The sequence below is a fragment of the Xanthomonas sp. GPE 39 genome, assembly GCF_000963005.1.
In the GTDB taxonomy this organism is placed as follows: Bacteria; Pseudomonadota; Gammaproteobacteria; order Xanthomonadales; family Xanthomonadaceae; genus Xanthomonas_A.
The window spans coordinates 972098-993415 of the sequence record NZ_JZHZ01000007.1 but is presented as its reverse complement, the minus strand read 5'-3'; the positions used below and the strand labels follow the sequence as shown (position 1 = coordinate 993415).

General features: G+C 65.1%; 19 protein-coding genes. 10 read left to right on the top strand and 9 right to left on the bottom strand.

Annotated features, from left to right (window positions below; all coding sequences use genetic code 11):
- Positions 1 to 17: 17 nt before the first annotated feature.
- The 3 genes from ileS to murJ all read right to left on the bottom strand — a co-directional run bounded on the left by ileS (position 18) and on the right by murJ (position 5678).
- Positions 18 to 2849, bottom strand: a complete 2832-nt coding sequence (gene ileS / locus XALGPE39_RS04205) for an isoleucine--tRNA ligase (RefSeq protein WP_045727118.1) — start codon at positions 2847 to 2849, stop codon at positions 18 to 20.
- Between the two features lie 6 nt (positions 2850 to 2855).
- Complete coding sequence (locus tag XALGPE39_RS04200; protein WP_045727117.1) at positions 2856 to 3845, bottom strand: bifunctional riboflavin kinase/FAD synthetase; 990 nt, start codon at positions 3843 to 3845, stop codon at positions 2856 to 2858.
- Between the two features lie 240 nt (positions 3846 to 4085).
- Positions 4086 to 5678 (bottom strand): murein biosynthesis integral membrane protein MurJ, encoded by a 1593-nt coding sequence (gene murJ, locus XALGPE39_RS04195; RefSeq protein ID WP_152624952.1) that lies wholly within the window; start codon positions 5676 to 5678, stop codon positions 4086 to 4088.
- 116 nt (positions 5679 to 5794) lie between these two features.
- Between murJ and rpsT the strand changes: the two genes are divergently transcribed.
- On the top strand, positions 5795 to 6067 hold the full coding sequence (rpsT, locus tag XALGPE39_RS04190) for a 30S ribosomal protein S20 (RefSeq protein WP_010341167.1): 273 nt from the start codon (positions 5795 to 5797) through the stop codon (positions 6065 to 6067).
- 133 nt (positions 6068 to 6200) lie between these two features.
- On the opposite strand, the gene obgE is transcribed toward rpsT, so the two are convergent.
- From obgE to rplU, 3 genes are all read right to left on the bottom strand, one after another.
- On the bottom strand, positions 6201 to 7271 hold the full coding sequence (obgE, locus tag XALGPE39_RS04185) for a GTPase ObgE (protein ID WP_045727115.1): 1071 nt from the start codon (positions 7269 to 7271) through the stop codon (positions 6201 to 6203).
- Between the two features lie 327 nt (positions 7272 to 7598).
- Positions 7599 to 7859, bottom strand: a complete 261-nt coding sequence (gene rpmA, locus XALGPE39_RS04180; protein WP_045727114.1) for a 50S ribosomal protein L27 — start codon at positions 7857 to 7859, stop codon at positions 7599 to 7601.
- Positions 7860 to 7871: 12 nt separating this feature from the next.
- Positions 7872 to 8189, bottom strand: coding sequence for a 50S ribosomal protein L21 (gene rplU / locus XALGPE39_RS04175; protein ID WP_012915444.1), 318 nt, complete (start codon positions 8187 to 8189; stop codon positions 7872 to 7874).
- 268 nt (positions 8190 to 8457) lie between these two features.
- Here rplU and uvrA point away from each other — a divergent pair, with 268 nt between their 5' ends.
- Both uvrA and XALGPE39_RS04165 read left to right on the top strand, forming a co-directional pair.
- Positions 8458 to 11424, top strand: a complete 2967-nt coding sequence (gene uvrA / locus XALGPE39_RS04170; protein ID WP_045727113.1) for an excinuclease ABC subunit UvrA — start codon at positions 8458 to 8460, stop codon at positions 11422 to 11424.
- On the top strand, positions 11421 to 11843 hold the full coding sequence (locus tag XALGPE39_RS04165; RefSeq protein ID WP_045727112.1) for a thioesterase family protein: 423 nt from the start codon (positions 11421 to 11423) through the stop codon (positions 11841 to 11843). Before uvrA ends, XALGPE39_RS04165 begins: the two co-directional genes overlap by 4 nt.
- 224 nt (positions 11844 to 12067) lie before the next feature.
- Here XALGPE39_RS04165 and XALGPE39_RS04160 read toward each other — a convergent pair whose 3' ends face one another.
- Positions 12068 to 12550 (bottom strand): copper chaperone PCu(A)C, encoded by a 483-nt coding sequence (locus XALGPE39_RS04160; RefSeq protein ID WP_045727111.1) that lies wholly within the window; start codon positions 12548 to 12550, stop codon positions 12068 to 12070.
- A 139-nt stretch (positions 12551 to 12689) separates the two neighbouring features.
- Between XALGPE39_RS04160 and tesB the strand changes: the two genes are divergently transcribed.
- Together tesB and XALGPE39_RS04150 are read left to right on the top strand one after the other, a co-directional pair.
- Entirely contained in the window at positions 12690 to 13601 is a 912-nt protein-coding gene (gene tesB, locus XALGPE39_RS04155; RefSeq protein WP_045727110.1) for an acyl-CoA thioesterase II, read from the top strand.
- Positions 13602 to 13611: 10 nt separating this feature from the next.
- The gene (locus XALGPE39_RS04150; protein ID WP_045727109.1) at positions 13612 to 14103 is read left to right on the top strand and encodes a pathogenicity-like protein; all 492 of its coding nucleotides are present in this window, start codon (positions 13612 to 13614) and stop codon (positions 14101 to 14103) included.
- Positions 14104 to 14264: 161 nt separating this feature from the next.
- On the opposite strand, the gene XALGPE39_RS04145 is transcribed toward XALGPE39_RS04150, so the two are convergent.
- Positions 14265 to 14807 carry an EF-hand domain-containing protein gene (locus XALGPE39_RS04145; RefSeq protein WP_045727108.1) on the bottom strand — a complete coding sequence of 181 codons (543 nt, stop codon included), beginning with the start codon at positions 14805 to 14807 and terminating at the stop codon, positions 14265 to 14267.
- Positions 14808 to 14970: 163 nt separating this feature from the next.
- Here XALGPE39_RS04145 and XALGPE39_RS04140 point away from each other — a divergent pair, with 163 nt between their 5' ends.
- Positions 14971 to 15756, top strand: a complete 786-nt coding sequence (locus tag XALGPE39_RS04140; RefSeq protein WP_343123015.1) for an arginyltransferase — start codon at positions 14971 to 14973, stop codon at positions 15754 to 15756.
- 45 nt (positions 15757 to 15801) lie between these two features.
- Entirely contained in the window at positions 15802 to 17028 is a 1227-nt protein-coding gene (locus tag XALGPE39_RS04135; RefSeq protein WP_045727107.1) for an endonuclease/exonuclease/phosphatase family protein, read from the top strand.
- 106 nt (positions 17029 to 17134) lie between these two features.
- Here the strand turns inward: XALGPE39_RS04135 and purT are convergent, their stop codons facing one another.
- A complete protein-coding gene (gene purT / locus XALGPE39_RS04130; RefSeq protein ID WP_045727106.1) occupies positions 17135 to 18322 on the bottom strand; it encodes a formate-dependent phosphoribosylglycinamide formyltransferase in 1188 nt (395 codons plus the stop codon).
- 227 nt (positions 18323 to 18549) lie between these two features.
- Between purT and XALGPE39_RS04125 the strand changes: the two genes are divergently transcribed.
- The 3 genes from XALGPE39_RS04125 to XALGPE39_RS04115 all read left to right on the top strand — a co-directional run bounded on the left by XALGPE39_RS04125 (position 18550) and on the right by XALGPE39_RS04115 (position 21272).
- Positions 18550 to 19701: an aromatic ring-hydroxylating dioxygenase subunit alpha gene (locus XALGPE39_RS04125; protein WP_045727105.1), complete on the top strand. Its 1152-nt coding sequence runs from the start codon at positions 18550 to 18552 to the stop codon at positions 19699 to 19701.
- The gene (locus XALGPE39_RS04120) at positions 19691 to 20317 is read left to right on the top strand and encodes a DapH/DapD/GlmU-related protein (protein ID WP_045727104.1); all 627 of its coding nucleotides are present in this window, start codon (positions 19691 to 19693) and stop codon (positions 20315 to 20317) included. The genes XALGPE39_RS04125 and XALGPE39_RS04120 overlap by 11 nt, the downstream gene beginning before the upstream one ends.
- A gap of 142 nt (positions 20318 to 20459) precedes the next feature.
- A complete protein-coding gene (locus XALGPE39_RS04115) occupies positions 20460 to 21272 on the top strand; it encodes a M15 family metallopeptidase (protein ID WP_045727103.1) in 813 nt (270 codons plus the stop codon).
- Positions 21273 to 21318 lie beyond the last annotated feature (46 nt).

The following is a 21318-nucleotide window of genomic DNA, read 5'->3' as shown; positions in this document are numbered from 1 at the left end:
CGCCACGCCAGGATCGCTCAGAACCAACGGCGGACTTCGCCCGGCCCGGCAATGTTGCTGACGCAGCGGCCGCACAACTCCGGATGCGCCGGGTCCGCCCCCACGTCGGCACGGTGATGCCAGCAGCGCACGCACTTGGGCTTGCTGGTGGCCTCGGCGCTGACGAAGATCTCCTCGGTACTGGCCTCGCGCACCACCACGTCGCCACTGATGAACAGGAAACGCAGTTCTTCCTGCAGCGGCTGCAACCAGGCCACGGTCGCCGCGTCGGCGGCGATGGTGATTTCCGCCTCCAGCGCGGCGCCAATCACGCCGTTGCTGCGCATCGGCTCCAACAACTTGGCCACCTGCTCGCGCAGCGCCAGCAAGCGCTCGACATCGACCGCGCTCAGCGCCGCGTCCTCCGGTAACGGCGCCAGGCCCTCGTACCAGGTCGCGAACAGCACGTTGCCCAGATGCGCCCCTGGCAGATAGCCCCACAACTCGTCGGCGGTGAAGCTGAGGATCGGCGCGATCCAGCGCACGAACGCCTCGGCCACATGGAACATCGCGGTCTGCGCCGAACGCCGACCATGCGCATCCTCGGCCATCGTGTACAAGCGGTCCTTGGTCACGTCCAGGTACAACGCGCCCAGGTCCACACTGCAGAAATTCAGCAACGCCTGCACGATCGCGGCAAAGTCGTAGCGCGCGTAAGCGGCCTTGATCTGTTCCTGCAACAGGTAGGCGCGATGCACGATCCAGCGATCCAGCGCGACCAGCTCCGGCAACGGCCGCAGGTGCTCGGCCGGGTTGAAGCCATGCAGGTTGCCCAGCAGGAAGCGCGCGGTGTTGCGCAAGCGCCGGTAGGCATCGGCGTTGCGCTTGAGGATCTCCTGCGACAGCGACATCTCGTTGCTGTAGTCGGCCGACGCGATCCACAGGCGCAGGATGTCCGCGCCCAGGGTTTTCATGATGTCCTGCGGCTCGATGCCGTTGCCCAGCGACTTGGACATCTTGCGGCCATGCTCGTCCACGGTGAAGCCGTGCGTCAGGCACTGCCGATACGGCGCGGTCTGATCCAGCGCCACGCCGGTCAGCAACGAGGACTGGAACCAGCCACGGTGCTGGTCCGAACCTTCCAGGTACAGGTCGGCCGGCTTGGGCAGGCCGCGCTCGGTCAGCACCGCCTCGTGGGTGATGCCCGAATCGAACCAGACATCGAGGATGTCGGTGATCTTCTCGTAATCGGCGGCCTCCTCGCCAAGCAGGTCGGCAGCGTCGAGCGTGTACCACACGTCCACCCCGCCCTCCTCGACCCGGTCGGCCACCTGGCGCATCACCTCGGCGCTGCGCGGATGCGGCTCGCCGCTCTCGCGATGCACGAACAGCGCGATCGGCACGCCCCAGGTGCGTTGACGCGAAATGGTCCAGTCCGGGCGTCCGGCGACCATGCCGACGATGCGTGCCTGGCCCCAGGCCGGGTACCAGTGCACGTCCTCGATCGCCTTCAGCGCATCGGCACGCAGGTTGGCCTGCTCCATCGAGATGAACCACTGCGGCGTGGCGCGGAACGCAATCGGCGTCTTATGCCGCCAGCAGTGCGGATAACTGTGGACCATGCTCGCGCGCGCCAGCAGTTGCCCGCGCGCGGCCAGCACGTCGGCGATGAGGTCGTTGGCCTTCCAGATGTGCAGCCCGGCCAGTTCCACGCCATCGGCGGCCGGGGTCGAGGGCAGATACACGCCGCGCGCATCGATCGGATTGATCTGCGCGGCGCTGTAGCGCTCCAGCAGCCCGTATGGCTTGGCCGCGACGTAGTCCTCCTGGCCGTGGCCGGGCGCGGTATGCACCGCGCCGGTGCCGTCGGTATCGGACACGTGTTCGCCAAGGATCAGCGGAATGTCGCGGGTGTCGTAGAACGGATGCGCCAGCAACTGGTGTTCCAGCGCCGCGCCGGCGACGCGACCATGCACCATCGCCTCGCCGACCCCGTAGCGCGGTAACGCACGCTCGACCAGCGCGTCGGCCAGCACCAACCAGCGGCGGCGGCCATCGTGGGCCGGGCCTTCGACCAGCGCATACACCAGCGCCGGTCCCAGCGCGACCGCCAGCGAGGCCGGCAGCGTCCACGGCGTGGTGGTCCAGATCGGCACGGCGACCTCCACCCCCTCCGGCAACACCACGCCGAACGCAGCCGCCAGCGCCGCGCTATCGCGCGCAGGGTAAGCCACCTCGACCGTCGGCGACTGCTTGTCGGCGTATTCGATCTCGGCCTCGGCCAGGGCCGAACCGCAGTCGAAACACCAGTGCACCGGCTTCACGCCACGGGTCAGATGGCCGTTGTCGACGATCTTCGCCAGTGCCCGGATCTCGTTGGCTTCGAAATGGAAGTCCAGCGTGCGGTAGGGATTGTCCCAGTCGCCGATCACACCCAGTCGCTTGAAGTCGCGGCGCTGCAGGTCGATCTGCGCATTGGCGTACTCGCGGCATTTCTGCCGGAACTGCACCGCATCCAGCTTGACCCCGACCTTGCCGAAGCTCTTCTCGATCGCGATTTCGATCGGCAGGCCGTGGCAGTCCCAGCCGGGGATATACGGCGCGTCGAACCCCGAAAGGTACTTGGACTTGACGATGATGTCCTTGAGGATCTTGTTGACCGCATGCCCGAGATGAATCGCCCCGTTGGCATACGGCGGGCCATCGTGCAGCACGAACAATGGCCGGCCCCGTGCGTTGTCGCGCAGTTGCGCGTACAGCCCCTCGCTCTCCCAGCGGGCCAGCGTGTCCGGCTCACGCTTGGGCAAATCGCCGCGCATCGGAAAATCGGTCGCCGGCAGATGGAGGGTGGCTTTGTAGTCCTGGGTCACGGGGTCTTACCGGTCGGTGGTCTTCATGGGGGAATCCGTGCACGCGGCAGCGGACATGGGGGGCAGGCCCGCCGTGGCCAGCAGGTGTCGCGCTTGCTCGGCATCGCGGTGCATCTGTGCGGTCAGCGCCGGCAGGTCGGCAAAGGTTTCCTCGTCGCGCAACTTGGCGACGAACTCCACCTCCAGATGTCGACCATACAGGTCACCCTGGAAATCGAACAAATGCGCCTCCAGCAGCGGCTCCACGCCCTGCACGGTCGGACGGGTACCGAAACTGGAGACCGACGGCCACGGCTGCGCCGCCGCTCCGTGCACCCAGGTGGCATAGATACCGGACAACGCCGGAGTCCGCGCAAACCGCAGGTTGGCAGTGGGATAACCAAGCGTGCGCCCGAGCTGCTTGCCGCGCACCACCCGCCCCCCGATCGCATACGGCCGTCCTAGTCGTTCGGCAGCATGGGCGAATTCCCCGGCCACCAGCAACTCGCGGATACGGGTGCTGGAGATACGCTCATGGCGCAGATGCACCGGCGCGATCTCGTCGGCGGTGAAACCGAGCTGCGCACCCAGCGCACGCAACAGCACGATGTCGCCAGCGCGCTTGTGGCCGAAGCGAAATGCCGGACCGATCCACACCTCGCGCGCGCGCAGACGCTCAACCAGCACGCGCTGCACGAACGCCTCCGCCGTCATCGATGCCATGCGCCGATCAAAACGCAGCAGGCCGACACTGTCGATGCCGAGTTGCTGCAAGCCCTGCACCTTGGAACGCGGCAAGGTCAACCGTGGTGGTGGCGCATCCGGGGCGAAAAACTCGCGCGGCAACGGCTCGAAGCTCAGCGCCACCGTCGGCACGCCCAGCGCGCGGGCACGCGCCGACGCCTGCCGCACCAGCGCGCGATGACCCAGATGCAGGCCATCGAAGGCGCCGATGCAGACTACGCTTCCCTGCGGGAACAGGGTCCCGCCCTCGACGTCTCTAAACAGCCTGCTCATTCCTCGATCCGAAGCGCCAGCACTGATGAGCCGGCCAATAAACTGATGCGTAACAGTCAAGTATAACGGGTGGGACCCAGCGCGCGGGGAAGCAACCCTTAGCGAAACGCGATCACGGTGCCTAGCCCACCATGAACCATGCGACCTTGAGCTAAAGAGGGAGCACGCCACAACGCCCTGGCATCCCCTACCTCTTCGACAGCCGCGAGAAGGGGACGCACGCGCGCAAGACAGCCCCACTCACCCCTCGCGCAGATCCCGTGGCCTGAATCCCAACGCCAACAACGCTAGCAGATAGATGCCACCACCACCGCCGACCAACAACAGCAAGCCGGCGATGCGGTGCCACTTATCCATGCTGGTGAACGCCGGCAGCCAATACAGCCCCAACGCCAGCACCGCCGCCATCGCCGCACAGGCCAGACCCAGCCGCAGCAGATAACCACCCCAACCCGGTCGTGGCCGATACACCTGGTCGCGACGCAACCAGCGCCACAACAGCGACAGATTGAGGTAACTGGCCACCGCACTGGCCAGACCCAACGCCAGATGCAACCCAGGCTGCGCGGCGAGCGCCGCACGCACACCCTGTGTGCGCAGTTCGGCCGGCACCCAAAGTTGATACAGAATCGCCAGCAGCAGCAGGTTCAACGCCATGTTGGCCACCAACGCGGCAACGCCGGCGCGCACCGGAGTGCGCGTATCCTGGCGCGAATAAAACGCCGGCAACAGCACCTTCAGCAACGCGAACGCCGGCAGGCCGAAGCTCAACCCAAACACCGACATCGCCGCCATGCGCGTGTCGAAGGCGGTGAACTTGCCGTACTGGAACAGGGTCGCCACCAGTGGCTGGCTCAGCAACATCAGCCCGAGCATCGCCGGTACCGCGATCAGCAGCGTGATGCGCAGCCCCCAGTCCAGCGCATTGGAGAAGCCCACATGATCGGTCTTGACGTGATGCCGCGACAGCGCCGGCAGGATCACCGTCCCCAGGGCCACCCCGAACACGCCCAGCGGCAACTCCAAGAAGCGGTCGGCCTGCGACAACCAACTCTGCGAGCCCGCGTACAAAAACGACGCGATGACCGTATCCAGCAGCAAGTTGATCTGCGCGATCGAGGAACCAAACAGGGTCGGCACCATCAGGGTCAGCACCCGGCGCACGTCCGGATGACGCCAACCCCAGCGCGGCAGAGTCAACAGATCAATGCCGCGCAGCGCCGGCAATTGGAACAGCAACTGCAGCGCGCCAGCGACCAGCACCGCCCAACCCATCGCCAGGATCGGAACCTGCAACCGTGGCGCCAGCCAGAGCGCACCGACGATCATGGACAGATTGAGGATCACCGGCGTCAACGCGGGCAGGCCAAAGCGGTGGAAGCTGTTCAACGCCCCCCCCGCCAGCGCGGTCAGCGAGACGAACAACAGGAACGGAAACGTCAGCCGCAACAACTCCACGATCAGGCCGAACTTGACCGGGTCGTCGCTGGCGCCGGGATTGAACAACAGCGCCACCTGCGGAGTGAACAGCAGCCCCAACGCAGTCACCAGCAGCAAAATCCCGCCCAGCGTGCCGGACACACGCGCCATCAACATGCGCAGATCGGCATGCGGGCGCGTCTCTTTCACCTCGGTGAACACCGGCACGAAGGCGGTGGCGAACGAGCCCTCGGCAAACAAGCGACGCAGAAAGTTCGGGATGCGAAACGCCACCCAGAACGCGTCGGTGATGGCATTGGCCCCGAAAGCGTAGTTGATGGCCTGATCGCGGACCAGGCCCAACACCCGCGAGACCATGGTCATACTGCTGAACGAGAGCAGCCCTCGGAACATGCGCGGCGCACTCATGCAGACATCCTCTTGACAATTGACTTGACGCAAAAATTCAAACGCTTCATACTCTCCCGCTTGTTTTTATCCACCACACTGCTTTCCAGGAAACCGCCACCGTGGCCAATATCAAGTCCGCCAAGAAGCGCGCCAAGCAGACCGTCGTGCGCAACGCGCGCAACACGGCTCAGCGTTCGATGCTGCGCACCGCCGTCAAGAAGGTCATCAAGGCCCTGGACGCAAACGACGCCGCCGGCGCCGAAGCCGCTTTCGCCATCGCCCAGCCGATCCTCGACCGGTTCAGCTCGCGTGGCCTGATCCACAAGAACAAAGCTGCCCGTCACAAGAGCCGCCTGAGCGCCCGCATCAAGGCGATCAAGACCGCCGCCTAAGCGCGCGCGGCCGATGCTGGAAGCGCCCGCGCTTCCAGCATCGCGAAAAAGAAAAAGCCCGGCTTGCGCCGGGTTTTTTGTCTGCCCGACACACGCGCTACGACGCGGTTGCGCGGGGATACGGTCGCCGCACTCAGTGCGCATTGGCTGCCGCCTCCAGCGCCTCTTCGCGCTGCCGGTCGAAGAACGCCATCACATCCTTCATGATCGGCCAGGTGCCCTCGCGCCCTAGCGCAGAGACCAGATACCACGGCTGGGTCCAGCCAAGTTCGGCGATCACCTGCTCGGCCAGCGCGCGCGCCTCGTCCTCGAACATCAGATCGGCCTTGTTCAACACCAGCCAACGCGGCTTGGAGAGCAGTGCCGGATCGTGCTTCTGTAGTTCGCGCTCGATCGCCCGCACCTGCTCGGCTGGCGATACCCCATCCACACCACCTTCGTCATGCACACCGAATGCAGGCGCCAGATCCACCAGATGCAACAGCAGACGCGTGCGCTGTAGATGGCGCAGAAACTGCGCGCCCAGGCCAGCACCGTCGGCGGCACCCTCGATCAACCCGGGAATATCGGCGATCACAAAGCTGCGATAGGCCTCGACACTGACCACGCCCAGGTTCGGATACAGCGTGGTGAACGGGTAGTCAGCCACCTTCGGCGTGGCCGCCGACACGGCGCGGATAAACGTGCTCTTGCCGGCATTGGGAAAACCGAGCAAACCGACGTCGGCCAGCAGCTTGAGTTCCAGCTTGAGCGTGCGCTGCTCACCCTCCTCGCCCGGCGTGGCCTTGCGCGGGGCGCGCGTCACCGAACTCTTGAAGTGCATATTGCCCAGGCCGCCCTTGCCGCCCTGCGCGACCAGCAAGCGGTCGCCGTGCGCGATCAAATCGCCGATGACCTCGTCTGTCTCGACGTTGATCACCACGGTTCCGACCGGCACGGTGATGGTCAAATCCTCACCGGCCTTGCCGTACATCTGCCGCCCCATGCCATTCTCGCCACGCTGCGCACGGAACGCGCGCTGATGGCGGAAATCCACCAGCGTATTGAGATTCTCATCGGCGATCAGCCAGATACTGCCGCCGTTGCCGCCGTCGCCGCCGTCCGGCCCACCGAGCGGGATGAATTTCTCGCGGCGAAAACCGATGCAGCCATTGCCGCCATTACCGGCGGTGACCTGGATTTCCGCTTCGTCGACGAGTTTCATGGAGGGACAACCTGTAAAAGTGGAAAAGTGTAGCGCGGGGCGCAAGCAACAGCCTCGTCGCGATCAAGCGATCCGATATAAACCCGACCGCCAAGCTGCAGCGCACCGACGCAATTGGCTACGCGAGCTCGCGGCAACTCATCGCGGCAACGGCTTGCACTGCGTGGAATGCAGACAACGCACGCCGCCAACACTGCGGCGGCGCCACGCACAAACAGCGCATGGATTGACCCAGCGCCCTCACCCCTACTCTGCAACGAAAAACCCCGCCGAAGCGGGGCTTTCGTCAACCGACCCGCGCATGGCGCGGGCCTTGGAAACCGCAGCTTACGCCTGCGCAACCACGCTCACGGTGCGACGCTTGTTGGCACCCTTGACCGCGAACTCGACCTTGCCGTCGACCAGCGCGAACAGCGTGTGGTCGCGCCCCAGGCCGACGCCAGCGCCCGGGTGGAACTGGGTGCCGCGCTGACGCACGATGATGTTGCCCGCCTCAATCGCCTGGCCGCCGAACATTTTCACGCCCAGGTATTTCGGGTTGGAGTCGCGACCGTTGCGCGAGGAACCCACGCCTTTTTTGTGTGCCATGCCTGCTGCTCCTTACTTCTTGCCACCGGCGATGCCGGTGATCTCGATTTCGGTGTAGTGCTGCCGATGCCCCTGACGCTTCATATGGTGCTTGCGGCGGCGGAACTTGATGATGCGCACCTTGTCGGCGCGGCCATGGGCCACGACCTTGGCAGTGACGGTGGCGCCCTTCAGCGCATCACCCAGGGTCACGCCATCGCTGCCGCCCAGCATCAGGATGTTGTCGAACGTGATCTCGTTGCCGGCTTCGACTTCGAGTTTTTCCACACGCAGCGTTTCGCCCTGCGCGACGCGGTATTGCTTACCGCCAGTTACCAGTACTGCATACATGACCAGACTTCCTCTGTAGTTATTGTGGTCGCCCCTGCCGTGCCTCTACGGACAGACAGGAGCGGGATTGTAAGCCGCCTGGCAGCGCAGGGTCAAGCCAGGGGGCCGCTGCGGCGCACACCAGACGCGCGCGCCGGACCGACCAAGCCCGGCTGTGGCGACCCAGGCAATTGCCCCTACCTGACAAGCTGGTAGGCTGACCGATTGACGTCCCCTCTACTGCCTTGGCTATCGGCACCGCCGCAGCCGACCCACACCGGATCTTTTCATGGCGATGGATTTCATCCGTATCCGCGGCGCGCGGACGCACAACCTCAAAAACCTCGACCTCGACCTGCCGCGCGACAAACTGATCGTCATCACCGGCCTGTCCGGCTCGGGCAAATCCTCGCTGGCATTCGACACCATCTATGCCGAGGGCCAGCGCCGCTACGTGGAATCGCTGTCGGCCTATGCGCGGCAGTTCCTCAGCGTGATGGAAAAGCCCGACATCGACCACATCGAGGGCCTGTCACCGGCCATCGCGATCGAGCAGAAATCGACCTCGCACAACCCGCGCTCCACGGTCGGCACCATCACCGAGATCTACGACTACCTGCGCCTGCTGTACGCCCGCGTCGGCCAGCCACGCTGCCCCGACCATCACTATCCGCTGGAGGCGCAGACAGTCAGCCAGATGGTCGACCAGGTCCTGACCCTGGACCCGGAGCAGCGCTACATGCTGCTGGCACCGGTGATCCGCGAGCGCAAGGGCGAACACGCGCAAGTGTTCGAGCAACTGCGTGCGCAGGGCTTCGTGCGCGTGCGCGTGGACGGCGAACTGTACGAGATCGATGCAGTGCCGGCGCTGGCGCTACGGCAAAAACACACCATCGAAGCGGTGATCGATCGCTTCCGTCCACGCGAGGACATCAAACAACGCTTGAGCGAGAGCTTCGAAACCGCGCTGAAGCTCGCCGACGGCATGGTCTCGGTCCAGTCGCTGGACGATGCCACCGCCGCACCGCAGTTGTTCTCCTCCAAGTTCAGTTGCCCAGTCTGCGACTACGCGTTGCCGGAACTGGAACCGCGCCTGTTCTCGTTCAATGCGCCAATGGGCGCCTGCCCGACCTGCGACGGCCTGGGCGTGGCCGAGTTCTTCGATCCCGAACGCGTGGTCGTGCACCCGGAACTGTCGCTATCGGCCGGCGCGGTGCGCGGCTGGGACCGACGCAACGCTTACTACTTCCAACTGATCGCCTCGCTCGCCAAACACTACAAATTCAACGTCGACGCGCCCTGGCAATCACTGCCGGACAACGTGCGCCACGCGGTGCTGTACGGTAGCGGCGAAGAGACGATCACCTTCACCTACTTCACCGATGCCGGCGGCCGCACTCAACGCAAGCACCGTTTCGAAGGCATCATCCCCAATCTGGAACGCCGCTACCGCGAGACCGAATCGCCAGCGGTACGCGAGGAACTAGCCAAGTACATCAGCGAACGGCCGTGCCCGGACTGCAACGGCACGCGGCTGAACCGAGCCGCGCGCAACGTCTTCGTCGCCGACCGCCCGCTGCCGGATCTGGTGGTGCTGCCAATCGACGACGCACTGGCATTCTTCCGTCAGCTCAACCTGCCTGGCTGGCGCGGGGAGATCGCCAGCAAGATCGTCAAGGAGATCGCCGAACGGCTCGGCTTCCTGGTCGACGTCGGCCTGGATTACCTCACCCTGGAGCGCAAAGCAGACACCCTCTCCGGTGGCGAAGCGCAGCGTATCCGCCTGGCCAGCCAGATCGGCGCCGGCCTGGTCGGGGTGATGTACGTGCTCGACGAGCCATCGATCGGCCTGCACCAGCGCGACAACGAACGCCTGCTCGGCACCCTCACCCGCCTGCGCGACCTGGGCAACACGGTGATCGTGGTCGAGCACGACGAGGACGCGATCCGCCTGGCCGACTACGTGCTCGACATTGGCCCAGGCGCTGGCGTACACGGCGGCGAAATCGTCGGCCAGGGCAGCGTGCAGGACTTGCTGAAAGCACCGCGCTCGCTCACCGGGCAATACCTGTCGGGCAAGCGCAGCATCGAGATCCCGGCCAAGCGGCACAAACCCAATCCCAAGATGACGCTGCGCTTGCGCGGGGCCACCGGCAACAACCTCAAGAACGTCGACCTGGACATTCCGGCGGGGTTGCTGACCTGCATCACCGGCGTCTCCGGTTCTGGCAAGTCGACACTGATCAACGACACCTTGTTCACCCTGGCGGCGAACGCGATCAATGGTGCCTCGCACACGGTGGCACCGTACCGCGAGATCGAGCACCTGGATCTGTTCGACAAGGTCGTGGACATCGATCAATCGCCCATCGGACGCACCCCACGCTCCAATCCGGCCACCTACACCGGCCTGTTCACGCCGCTGCGCGAACTGTTCGCACAGGTGCCGGAAGCACGCGCGCGCGGCTATTCGCCGGGCCGTTTCAGCTTCAACGTGCGCGGCGGCCGCTGCGAGGCGTGCCAGGGCGACGGCCTGATCAAGGTGGAAATGCACTTCCTGCCCGACGTCTACGTGCCGTGCGACGTGTGCCATGGCAAGCGCTACAACCGCGAGACGCTGGAGATCCTCTACAAGGGCTACAACATCAACGACGTGCTGGAGATGACCGTCGAAGATGCGCTGAGGCTGTTCGAGCCGGTACCGGCAATCGCACGCAAGCTGGAGACCTTGATCGACGTCGGCCTGAGCTATATCAAACTCGGCCAGAGCGCGACCACATTGTCAGGCGGCGAAGCGCAGCGCGTGAAGCTGTCCAAGGAGTTGTCCCGCCGCGACACCGGCCGCACCCTGTACATCCTCGACGAGCCCACCACCGGCTTGCATTTCCACGACATCGAAGCGCTGCTGGGCGTGCTGCACAAACTGCGCGACGAGGGCAATACCGTGGTGGTGATCGAACATAATCTGGACGTGATCAAGACCGCCGACTGGGTGGTGGACCTGGGTCCGGAAGGCGGCCACCGCGGCGGCACCATCCTGGCCACCGGCACACCGGAAGAGATCGCCGCACATCCGCACTCCTACACCGGCCAGTTCCTGGCCAAGCTGCTCCCCGAAGGCAGCGCCACCAAACCGACCAAACCGGCAGCAATGGCGAACAAGCCCGACGCATTGCCGCCACGCAAGACCAAGCCCGAAAAACCCGCCAAGCAAGCAAGCAAAAAAGCCGCCACGACCAAGAAGGCCACACCATGAGTCCCCCTTCCGATTCCGCCCCACACACGTTACTGGCACGCGTGCCGATCAGCGTGCGCTGGCGCGACATGGACAGCATGGGCCACGTCAACAACGCCAAGTACATCTCCTACCTGGAAGAAGCGCGCGTGCGCTGGATGCTGGGCGTGGAAGGGGTGTCGATGCGCAGCCGCATTGCCCCGGTGGTGGCTGCAACCAACGTCAACTATCGCCTGCCGATCGTGTGGCCCAACGACATCGTGGTGGAGTTGTTCGTCCAACGCCTAGGCAGCAGCAGCATCACCATCGGCCACCGCATCGTCGATCAACAGGACGCGGGCGTGCTGTACTCGGACGGTAACGTGGTCGTGGTGTGGATCGACACGCAGACGGGCAAAAGCACACAGCTACCGGAACAAATTCGCGCGGCGTGCAGCTGAAGAAGCTGCATGTTCGACAGCAGCACTAGCACTGTCTTAGCAGAACGAACGTCATCCAGCACCTCGATGAAAACTCAGGTGATCGGCCCGAAGCTGCACTGCGACGCCGCCTTGGCATGGAATCGGCGGTAACCGCCACGCCCGACCACTACAACGTCGCAGCTACGGCGTTGTTTACAAGACAGGTATACGCCGCACCCGCGGCAATCCGCATCCGGCAAACACTACGGCTTGCCCGCACGCACCTGCAATTGGGCCTGTACCTGGCGACCATCTTTCAGGACGAACGTCAGCGGCAACCGCGCACCCTCGCGCAGCGGCTGGGTCGGCTGCATCAACATCAGGTGGAGGCCGCCAGGTTGCAGCACCGCATCGGCACCGGGCGCCAGCGGTAACGCATCGACCTCGCGCATCCTGCTGACCCCATCGCGCAACGTGGTCTCGTGCAAACTGACCTCGGCGAAGGCGGGACTGCGCGCGGACACCACGGCCAGCGTCTGTGCACAGGGGTTGTGCAAACGACCGAAGCCCGCCGCCATCGGCATGGCGGTATTCGGCGGCAAACGCACCCAGCCATCGTGCCACTGCGGCACACAGGCCGCCGACTTATCCGCTGGCGCGGCGACCAGCGTCCCCGGCGCGCTCAGAGACAAACCGACCAGCCCGACCGTCAGCCAACCCAAGTATGCGAATGCTCTGCACTTCATGCGGCCATCATACGCCCACCGCGCTTAGCCACGGCTTAGGCGGTTGGCACGGGCGCGGCAAGCGCTGAACGACGGCCACGCAGGCACATACGAGCCACCCGGTATAATTGCGAACATCTACTTATCCAGGCCCGGCTTCTTGTCCACCAAGCCCACCCCTGTCGTCTCCGAACTGATCGAGCTGTTGTCGCTGGAGCGGCTGGAGGACAACCTGTTCCGCGGCCAAAGCCGCGACATCGGCACCAAGTATGTGTTCGGCGGACAGGTTCTCGGTCAGGCACTGGCGGCAGCGCAGGCCACGGTGGAAAACGGGCGCCGCGCGCACTCGCTGCATGCCTATTTCCTGCGTGCCGGCGATATCGAGCACCCGATCGTCTACGACGTGGACCGCACCCGCGATGGCGGCAGCTTCTCGGTGCGCCGGATCACCGCGATCCAGCACGGCAAGGTGGTCTTCTTCTGCGCGGCCTCGTTCCAGGAACACGAAGACAGCGCCACCCATCAGTTGAAAATGCCGGAAGTACCACAGCCGGAGGACATCGAACCCACCCCTGCCGCGCAGCCCGAAGTGCTGGCGACCCTCCCGATCAAGGTGCAACGCTGGCTCGCGCGCGGTGGTCCGTTCGAGTTTCGCCACGTGTACCCGCGCGACGAATTGAATCCGCCCAAGCGCCCACCGTTCCAACAGATGTGGATGCGCCTGAGCGAACCGGTCGGCGACGCACCGGAACTGCACCAGGCGTTGCTCGCCTACGCTTCCGATTTCCATCTACTCGGCACCGCCACCTTCCCGCACGGCATCAGCTACTACACACCGAACGTGCAAATGGCTTCGCTGGATCACGCGTTGTGGTTCCACCGACCGTTTCGCACCGACGACTGGCTGTTGTATGCGTTGGACAGCCCCAGCGCGCAATCCGCGCGGGGTCTGGCACGCGGGCAATTCTTCACTCGCGATGGCACGCTGGTCGCCAGCACCGTGCAAGAAGGCATGATTCGCGTGGTATCGGACACCAACGCTGCGGCGCAGGCGCCGACGACAAAGCGCTGAGACAACGACAATGCGACAGATCTTCAGCAGCCAACGTGTGGAAACCGCCGAAGGCGTGGCCGCGTTGCTACGCGAAGCGGGCATCGAGGTCCGCTTGAGCAACGGCCGCTCCTACCGCAGTCGCCGCAGCGGTCAGTTCAGCTACCTCGACCCTGTCGCCGCGCAGGCGCAACCCACGGTGTGGGTGGTGCATGCCAACGACCAACCACATGCCCGCGAACTGCTGCGCGCGGCGGGCTTGCTCGATAGCACCCGCCGCGACACCGAGCAAAACCGCCCTTATCTGAGCGAGTTTCAGTCGCAGGCCGCCCCGGACAACCGCAAACGCTGGGCCTGGCGCATCCGTCTGGTGCTGCTGGCCGCGATCGGCGCTGTGGCGCTGGTGACCGCCCTACATCACCGCAATCCCCCGTCGCCAGTCTCCAGCGCCGCGCCTGCGCAACACGCCCCCGACAACGACACCGTTCGCGTGCGCCTGCAGCCAGCGCCACGCGGCAACTGATCGTCCAACGCCGCTGGCATGCGCGGCGTGTGCGCAGCTTGCGGCTACGCACACCCCATCGCCGCACGTGTTGCAACACAAGCGCCCCCGCGCCATACGACACGGGGGCGTTGTCGATGATCAGCTTGTCGCAATGAAGCAGAAATCAGGCCCAACCAGCATCAGCGCGTGACAGTGGCCGGCATCGACGCATCCGCGCGTTGCGCCCCATGTCTGGCGTGCGCCGCATCGAACTCGGCACGGCTAAGCATTCCGTCCCTGTTGGTATCGGCAGCGGTGAACCAGGCATCGCGATGCTGCTCGGCGCGCAGTTCGAAATCGGCACGGTCGACGAAGCCATCCCTGTTGACGTCCATCTTGTCGAAACGCGCGGCAAACGCAGGATCGACCTGCGCTTCGACACGACTGATCCGCCCATCCTGATTGGCATCCAGCTTGGTCAGTAGCGCCTTTAGATGGTCGTGGTGGCCGTGCCGTGGCCACTCCTCGGGGCTGAGCCTGCCATCGTGATTCTTGTCCAGCGCGTCAAAATGCGCGGCCAGGCGCGGATTGGCGGCGGCCTCGTTGTGGTCGATGACGCCGTCGCCGTTCGTATCGAGCCGGGCGAAACCGCCAGTCTCGGCCGACGGCGGGTTGGCGGCATACGCGGCACCGGAGAGCGCGACGAGCACAGCCAGGGCAAGCAACGGATTACGGTAATGCATGGGACACTCCCTGAGGATGATGAGGAATCTGCCGGGGTGGCAGTGGTCGGTGCGCGTGGTCGGCTCGCGATGCGAACCGGCGCAACGACACCGTCCTCGTAGACAACGCCCGGCCCCCATCACGGTTGACCTGAAGCGGTACACATTCATCCGATGGACAGCCATGGCGAAACGCTATGCTCGACGCATGGCCATCCACTCCGACGCCAACGACAATCTGCAACTGTTCCAAACCGGACAGCACGCATGCGGCTACTGGCCCGAGCGACAGGCCCGCGACCTCGTGCTGGATCCTGAGGACCGACGTCTGGATGCGCTGTATCCGCTCGCGCTGAGTTGGGGCTTTCGTCGCTCGGGCGATCTGGTCTACCGCCCACATTGCGAACACTGTCGCGCCTGCGTGGCGGTGCGTGTCTGCATCGAGGATTTCGTTCCCGATCGGAGCCAACGTCGCTGCCTTGCACGCAACGCCGATCTGGACATGCGCCTGGTCGCCACCGAACGCACCGAGGAACACTTGGCGCTGTACCAGCGCTACCTGCGTGCGCGCCACCCCGGCGGAGGCATGGACGACCACAGCGCGCACGAGTTCGACCAATTCCTGATCGGTCGCTGGTCGCAGGGACGCTTCCTGGAACTGCGGCAACGCACGCTGGATGGCGGCCACGGGCCACTGCTAGCGGTGGCGGTCACCGACATCACAACGCAAGCCTTATCGGCGGTGTACACCTTCTACGCGCCCGACGCGGCCGAACGCAGCCTGGGCACGCTGGCGATCCTGCAACAGATCGCCTGGGCCAAACGCGCGGGGCTGCGTTATCTGTATCTGGGCTACTGGATCCGTGGCCATCGAAAAATGGACTACAAACGCCGCTTCCGCCCGCTACAGGCCTACGACGGCCGCCATTGGCGTGACTTCGACGAGTTCGTGCAGCATCTGCGGAATTAGCCGCGCGCCATCGTGCGGACATACAACGCATGCGACACTGCCTGGATGACGCCACGCCTCTTCCTGATTACCCTGATCCTGCTGTGCGGCGCCTGCGCACGCACCACCTCCACTGCGATGACCGACCCTGCCGCGCCCGCCTCCGCGCATCTGCGCCTGGCCACCTACAACACCTCGCTCAATTCCGACGTCTCCGGCGGCCTGATCGCCGCACTGCAAGGCGACAGCGCGCAGGCGCGCAAGATCGCCGCGGTGCTGCAACAGGTGCGCCCGGATCTGGTGCTGCTCAACGAATTCGACTACGACGATGCCCACCGTGCCGCCGACCTGTTCGAGCAACGCTATCTGGCCGTCCCCCAGCCGCACGGCGGCACCGCCTTGCACTACCCCTATCACTACCTCGCGCCAGTGAACACCGGCGTGCCCAGCGGCCTGGACCTGGATAACGACGGCCATGTCGGCGGCGAAGGCCGCGCACGCGGCAACGATGCCTGGGGCTACGGCCTGCATCCGGGCCAATACGGCATGTTGCTGCTGTCCAAGTATCCGATCGATACCGCAGCGGTACGCAGTTTCCGATTCTTGAAGTGGAGCGCGATGCCCGGTGCACTGCGCCCGGTCGATCCAGCCAGCGGCCACTTCTTCCACCGCGACGACGTCTGGGCGCAACTGCGGCTGTCGTCCAAATCGCACTGGGACGTCCCGGTCCGCACGCCGCTGGGGGTGATCCATGCACTGGTGGCGCACCCCACCCCACCGGTGTTCGATGGCGCGGAGAAGCGTAATGCCGCACGCAACCACGACGAATTGCGGGTGTGGCGCGAATATCTCGACGATGCCGGCACCGGCAAGGCGAACTGGCTATGCGACGACGCCGGCCGCTGCGGCGGCCTGGCCGCCGATGCACGCTTCGTGATCCTGGGCGACCTCAACAACGATCCAATCGACGGCGACGGTCGCCACGATGCCATCGCTGCCCTGATCGCGCATCCGCGCGTGCTGCAGTATCCGCCTCCGCGCAGTGCCGGCGGCGAGCAAACCACGCGCGCCTACGCCGCCAACGGCATCGCCCATCGCGGCCCGCCGCAACAGGTCACCGGGGATTTCGGGCCGAAGGCAGGCACCCTGCACCTGGATTACGTGCTGCCATCGCGGAATCTGCGCTACCTGGACAGCGGCGTGTTCTGGCCGACATCCAATCAACCGACTGCGGCAATCGCCGACGGCAGCGACCACCATCTGGTCTGGGTCGATGTGGCTGCGGCACCATAAGCGAGCGCACAACGCGATCCTGCCCGCGTTAACCGGCCGCTCCTCACCCTGCGTCTGATCCAGGCGCCAGGGCCAACGTCACGCCGACGCGCCGCGCGGACGCGACTCAAGCGTGCAAGTGGATGTGCAATGCCGCCGCCGCATCGCGGGCGATCTGCCGCGCCTGCGCGATGTCTGCACCACGTGCCAGGGTCACGCCCACGCGACGATGGCCGTGCACGCTCGGCTTGCCGAACAGGCGCAACGCGGTGTCTGGAGCCTGCAACGCCGCGTCGACATTGCCGAACGAGGGAACGCCTTCGCCGTGCGCCAGCAGCGCGCACGACGCCGACGGCCCATGCTGACGGATCGTCGGAATGGGCAAGCCGAGAATCGCACGCGCATGCAGCGCGAATTCGCTCAGTTCCTGCGAAATCAGCGTGACCAGACCAGTATCGTGCGGACGTGGCGACACCTCGCTGAACCAGACCTGGTCGCCCTTGACGAACAACTCCACGCCGAACAGACCCCAACCGCCAAGCGCATCGGTGACTGCGTGCGCGATCTCCTGCGCGCGCTGCAGGGCCAACGCCGACATCGGCTGCGGCTGCCAGCTCTCGCGGTAATCGCCATCCTGCTGCCAATGCCCGATCGGATCGCAAAACGCGGTGCCACCGACGTGACGCACGGTCAACAGGGTGATTTCATAGTCGAAGTCAATGAATCCCTCCACGATGCAACGACCGGCGCCAGCACGACCGCCGGTCTGCGCGTACTGCCACGCGGCCTCGATGTCGGCCTCGCTGCGCAGCGTGCTCTGGCCCTTGCCCGAGGACGACATCACCGGCTTGACCACACATGGCAAGCCCACCGCGGCAATCGCCGCACGGTACTGTTCGGGCGTATCGACGAAGCGGTACGGCGAGGTCGGCAAATGCAGAGTTTCGGCGGCCAGGCGACGGATGCCTTCGCGGTCCATCGTCAGTCGCGCCGCGCGTGCCGTGGGGATCACCCGCTGGCCGTGGTCGCGCTCCAGCGCGACCAACGTCTCGGTGTGGATCGCCTCGATCTCCGGCACGATCAGGTGCGGACGCTCGCGCGCAATCAGATCTTGCAACGCCATCGGATCGAGCATGTCGATCACATGGCTGCGGTGCGCAACCTGCATCGCCGGCGCATCGGCGTAGCGGTCCACCGCAATCACCTCCACCCCGAAGCGCTGCAATTCGATTGCCACTTCCTTGCCCAGTTCGCCCGAACCGAGCAACAGCACGCGGGTGGCGGACGCGGACAACGGGGTTCCCAGAGTGACCATCACAGCGGCACCTGCACGAAGAAGGGCCGTTATTCTACGTCCCGGCGCGGCGCGCTGTCGGCGGCGGTGCGCGAGCTGCGATGCTCAGTGGCAGAATGCTATCTTCGTGTCGACTCCAGGGATGTCGCCATGACACACCGCACTGCCGGGTATCGCCACGCGCGCAGCATCCGCTTGCCCAGGCTGCGTGCACCAACACATGCCCAGTCGACCCGCAGGAGCCGTGCATGTACTCACTGATGCCGGCGGCGGCCTACATCGACGAAGCCTGGTTCGCCCGCGAACGCGAACGCCTGATGACTCCCCTGTGGCAGTTCGTTGCCCCACGCATGCTGCTGAACAAGCCCAACGCCTTCGTCCGGCGCACGCTGTGCGGGGTGGATGTCGTCGTGCAGAACATCGATGGCGAACTGCGGGCGTTCGACAACGTGTGCCTGCATCGGCAAAACCCCCTGCAGGAACAAGCACAGGGCGTGCGACCGCTGATCTGCGGCTATCACGGCTGGCGCTATGGCGCCGATGGCGGCGTGGAGCACATTCCCTTCCAGGACGAAGCCTATCGGCTACCGCCAGACACACGCGCCTGCCTGCGGCTACGCCGCTTCGCTCTGGCCTGCATCGGCAACCTGGTGTTCGTGAACGTATCGGCCACGCCGCTGCCGCTGGAGGCGCAATTCTCGCTGCAGGCCCTGGACATGCTGCAAGCCGCATCGCAACAGTTCGACGACGAAGTGCTCGTGGCGACCATCCAAGCGCATTGCAACTGGAAACTGGCTTACGAGAACCTACGCGATGCGCTGCATCCTCGCTTCGTACACGCACGCACGCTGGCGCAACAGGTGAAGTTCCAGGTGCAGATGGACGCGACCGACATCGCCCAGGCGCGCCGCTATCATGCCGAAGGCAGCGCCTCGCCGGAACAGCACCTGGCCCGCTTGCGCGGGTTCAGCGGCGGCGGCCTCAACGAACCGCTGCTCGCCCTGCCTCACTACGCCTGGCACGACAACGTCGAACGTTTCGGCAACGACGACTGGTATCTGAACTGGCTGTTGTATCCGAACCTGCATATCGCATCGGGATCCGGTGGTTACTCCTTCATCATCGAGCACCACCAGCCGGTCTCCGCGCAACGCACCGACCTGATCGTTTACTACGTCACCGCACGCAAGAAATGTCGCTACTCCGGTTCCGACGCAGTGCTGCTGGGACATCTGCAAGGCGCCGAGAAAGTATTGCGCGAGGACATCGAGGTGATGGAACAAGTGCAATCGGGACTGCGCGCAGACACGCCACGTGCCGTGTTGGGCGACTACGATCACCTCAACATGCAGGTCGAACGTTGGTACATGGATGTCATGGAGGGACGGCATGTCCTGTGAAAAATACGTGCTCGGCAGCGGTGCGTTGCTGCGCTGGGCACTGGCGGCATGGGCCGAGGCGGCACCGGACACCGTGCTGCACCCGGTGGAGATCGCGCAAGGCAAGGACTACCGCTTCGACCTGGACACCCTGCGCGCCGTGCCTGGCAACGGTGCCACTGCCTTCGTCGCCTGGGACGCGCAGTTCCTCAATCTGCGCCGCCAAGAACTGATGGGCGAACTCAAGGCGCGCAGCTTCAAAATGCCACCGCTGATCTGCCCTGGCGCGTATGTGGCCGCCAGTGCAAGGATCGGCGAAAACGGCATGATCGGCGTCGGCGCGATCGTCGGCCCACACTGTGACATTGGCTTCAATAGCTGGATCGGCACAGCGGCAGTGCTGGAACATGGCGTCAAGGTCGGTAACGGCGTATGGATCGACCCTGGCGCATTCGTCGGTGCCGAGGCCAACATCGGCAGCCAAGCAACCCTGGGACGACAGGTCGCCATCGCCGCAGGCGTGCGTGTGGGCAAGCGTTGCATCGTGCAGACGCCTGGCATGTATCGCAGCGATATCCCTACCGGCACCCATCATCTGGACGGCTTCGCCACGCCGGTGCATATCTTCAACGGCTAATGCGTCCGCGTCAGGCGACATGCGTCAATGAGGCAAGCAAGGGTTGCTACGCGTGCCGCTGAACGCGCCACGACAACCGACAACACCGAACCATCGGCAGCGCCAACTGGCCCTGCACACGGCTTGGCTCTACTCTGTGCCGATGCGCGCGACCCCGACCTTATTGCTCAACACCGACACCATCGAACTGCTGCCGGCCGCGCTGCTGCGTGCGCGCGGCAACGCCGATGCACGCCAGCTCGCACAGGCGATCTGGCTGCTGCGACGCAAGCGCGACGGCCGCTATCTGGCGACGGCAACCGCACATGCGCTCCGGGCGCTGGTACCACGCTTGATGCACGAGCCCGGCATCGAAGCGGCGCTGGATCGTCTCGATGCGCACCCCGTACCGCGCAGGCCGATCACCGCGGAGACAGCGTGGCTGCCGCTGACCGCGCTGCAACAACGTCTGGCCGTGCTTGGTCTAGCGGCCGAGGACTATGCGCAGCGCACCGGGCTGGCACTGCAACCGGAACCGAGTAGCCTGCACACCGCTGGCCGCGACCGCTATGCGCGACCACTCTGGCTGAGCGCGGGTGCGGCACGCGCGTGGCGAGCCATGCGCCATGCCGCCGCACGCGATGGCGTGGTGCTGGAGGCGATTTCCGGCTATCGCAGTCACGACTACCAACTCGGCATCTTCGCGCGCAAGGCCGAGCGCGGACTGAGCCTGACGGAGATTCTCGCGGTCAACGCCGCTCCCGGTTTCAGCGAACACCACAGCGGCCATGCGCTGGACATCGGTACACCGGGCGAACCACCAGCCGAGGAAAGCTTCGAACATACCCAGGCCTTCGCCTGGCTGCGCGCGCATGCCAGCGCCTTCGGCTACCGAATGAGCTATCCGCGCGATAATCCACACGGCATCGTCTACGAACCCTGGCATTGGTGCTGGCAGGACACGGCATCCGCCTAAGCGAGAGCGCAACGCCCCTGCGACGCAACGGACACTAGACGGCAGT

Coding starts and splice junctions, on each gene's coding strand:
- XALGPE39_RS04200 (WP_045727117.1), bottom strand. CDS start 3,845: ATGAGCAGGCTGTTTAGAGACGTCGAGGGCGGGACCCTGTTCCCGCAG.
- murJ (WP_152624952.1), bottom strand. CDS start 5,678: ATGTTCCGAGGGCTGCTCTCGTTCAGCAGTATGACCATGGTCTCGCGG.
- obgE (WP_045727115.1), bottom strand. CDS start 7,271: ATGAAACTCGTCGACGAAGCGGAAATCCAGGTCACCGCCGGTAATGGC.
- rpmA (WP_045727114.1), bottom strand. CDS start 7,859: ATGGCACACAAAAAAGGCGTGGGTTCCTCGCGCAACGGTCGCGACTCC.
- rplU (WP_012915444.1), bottom strand. CDS start 8,189: ATGTATGCAGTACTGGTAACTGGCGGTAAGCAATACCGCGTCGCGCAG.
- uvrA (WP_045727113.1), top strand. CDS start 8,458: ATGGCGATGGATTTCATCCGTATCCGCGGCGCGCGGACGCACAACCTC.
- XALGPE39_RS04165 (WP_045727112.1), top strand. CDS start 11,421: ATGAGTCCCCCTTCCGATTCCGCCCCACACACGTTACTGGCACGCGTG.
- XALGPE39_RS04160 (WP_045727111.1), bottom strand. CDS start 12,550: ATGAAGTGCAGAGCATTCGCATACTTGGGTTGGCTGACGGTCGGGCTG.
- XALGPE39_RS04150 (WP_045727109.1), top strand. CDS start 13,612: ATGCGACAGATCTTCAGCAGCCAACGTGTGGAAACCGCCGAAGGCGTG.
- XALGPE39_RS04145 (WP_045727108.1), bottom strand. CDS start 14,807: ATGCATTACCGTAATCCGTTGCTTGCCCTGGCTGTGCTCGTCGCGCTC.
- XALGPE39_RS04140 (WP_343123015.1), top strand. CDS start 14,971: ATGGCGAAACGCTATGCTCGACGCATGGCCATCCACTCCGACGCCAAC.
- XALGPE39_RS04135 (WP_045727107.1), top strand. CDS start 15,802: ATGACGCCACGCCTCTTCCTGATTACCCTGATCCTGCTGTGCGGCGCC.
- purT (WP_045727106.1), bottom strand. CDS start 18,322: ATGGTCACTCTGGGAACCCCGTTGTCCGCGTCCGCCACCCGCGTGCTG.
- XALGPE39_RS04125 (WP_045727105.1), top strand. CDS start 18,550: ATGTACTCACTGATGCCGGCGGCGGCCTACATCGACGAAGCCTGGTTC.
- XALGPE39_RS04120 (WP_045727104.1), top strand. CDS start 19,691: ATGTCCTGTGAAAAATACGTGCTCGGCAGCGGTGCGTTGCTGCGCTGG.
- XALGPE39_RS04115 (WP_045727103.1), top strand. CDS start 20,460: ATGCGCGCGACCCCGACCTTATTGCTCAACACCGACACCATCGAACTG.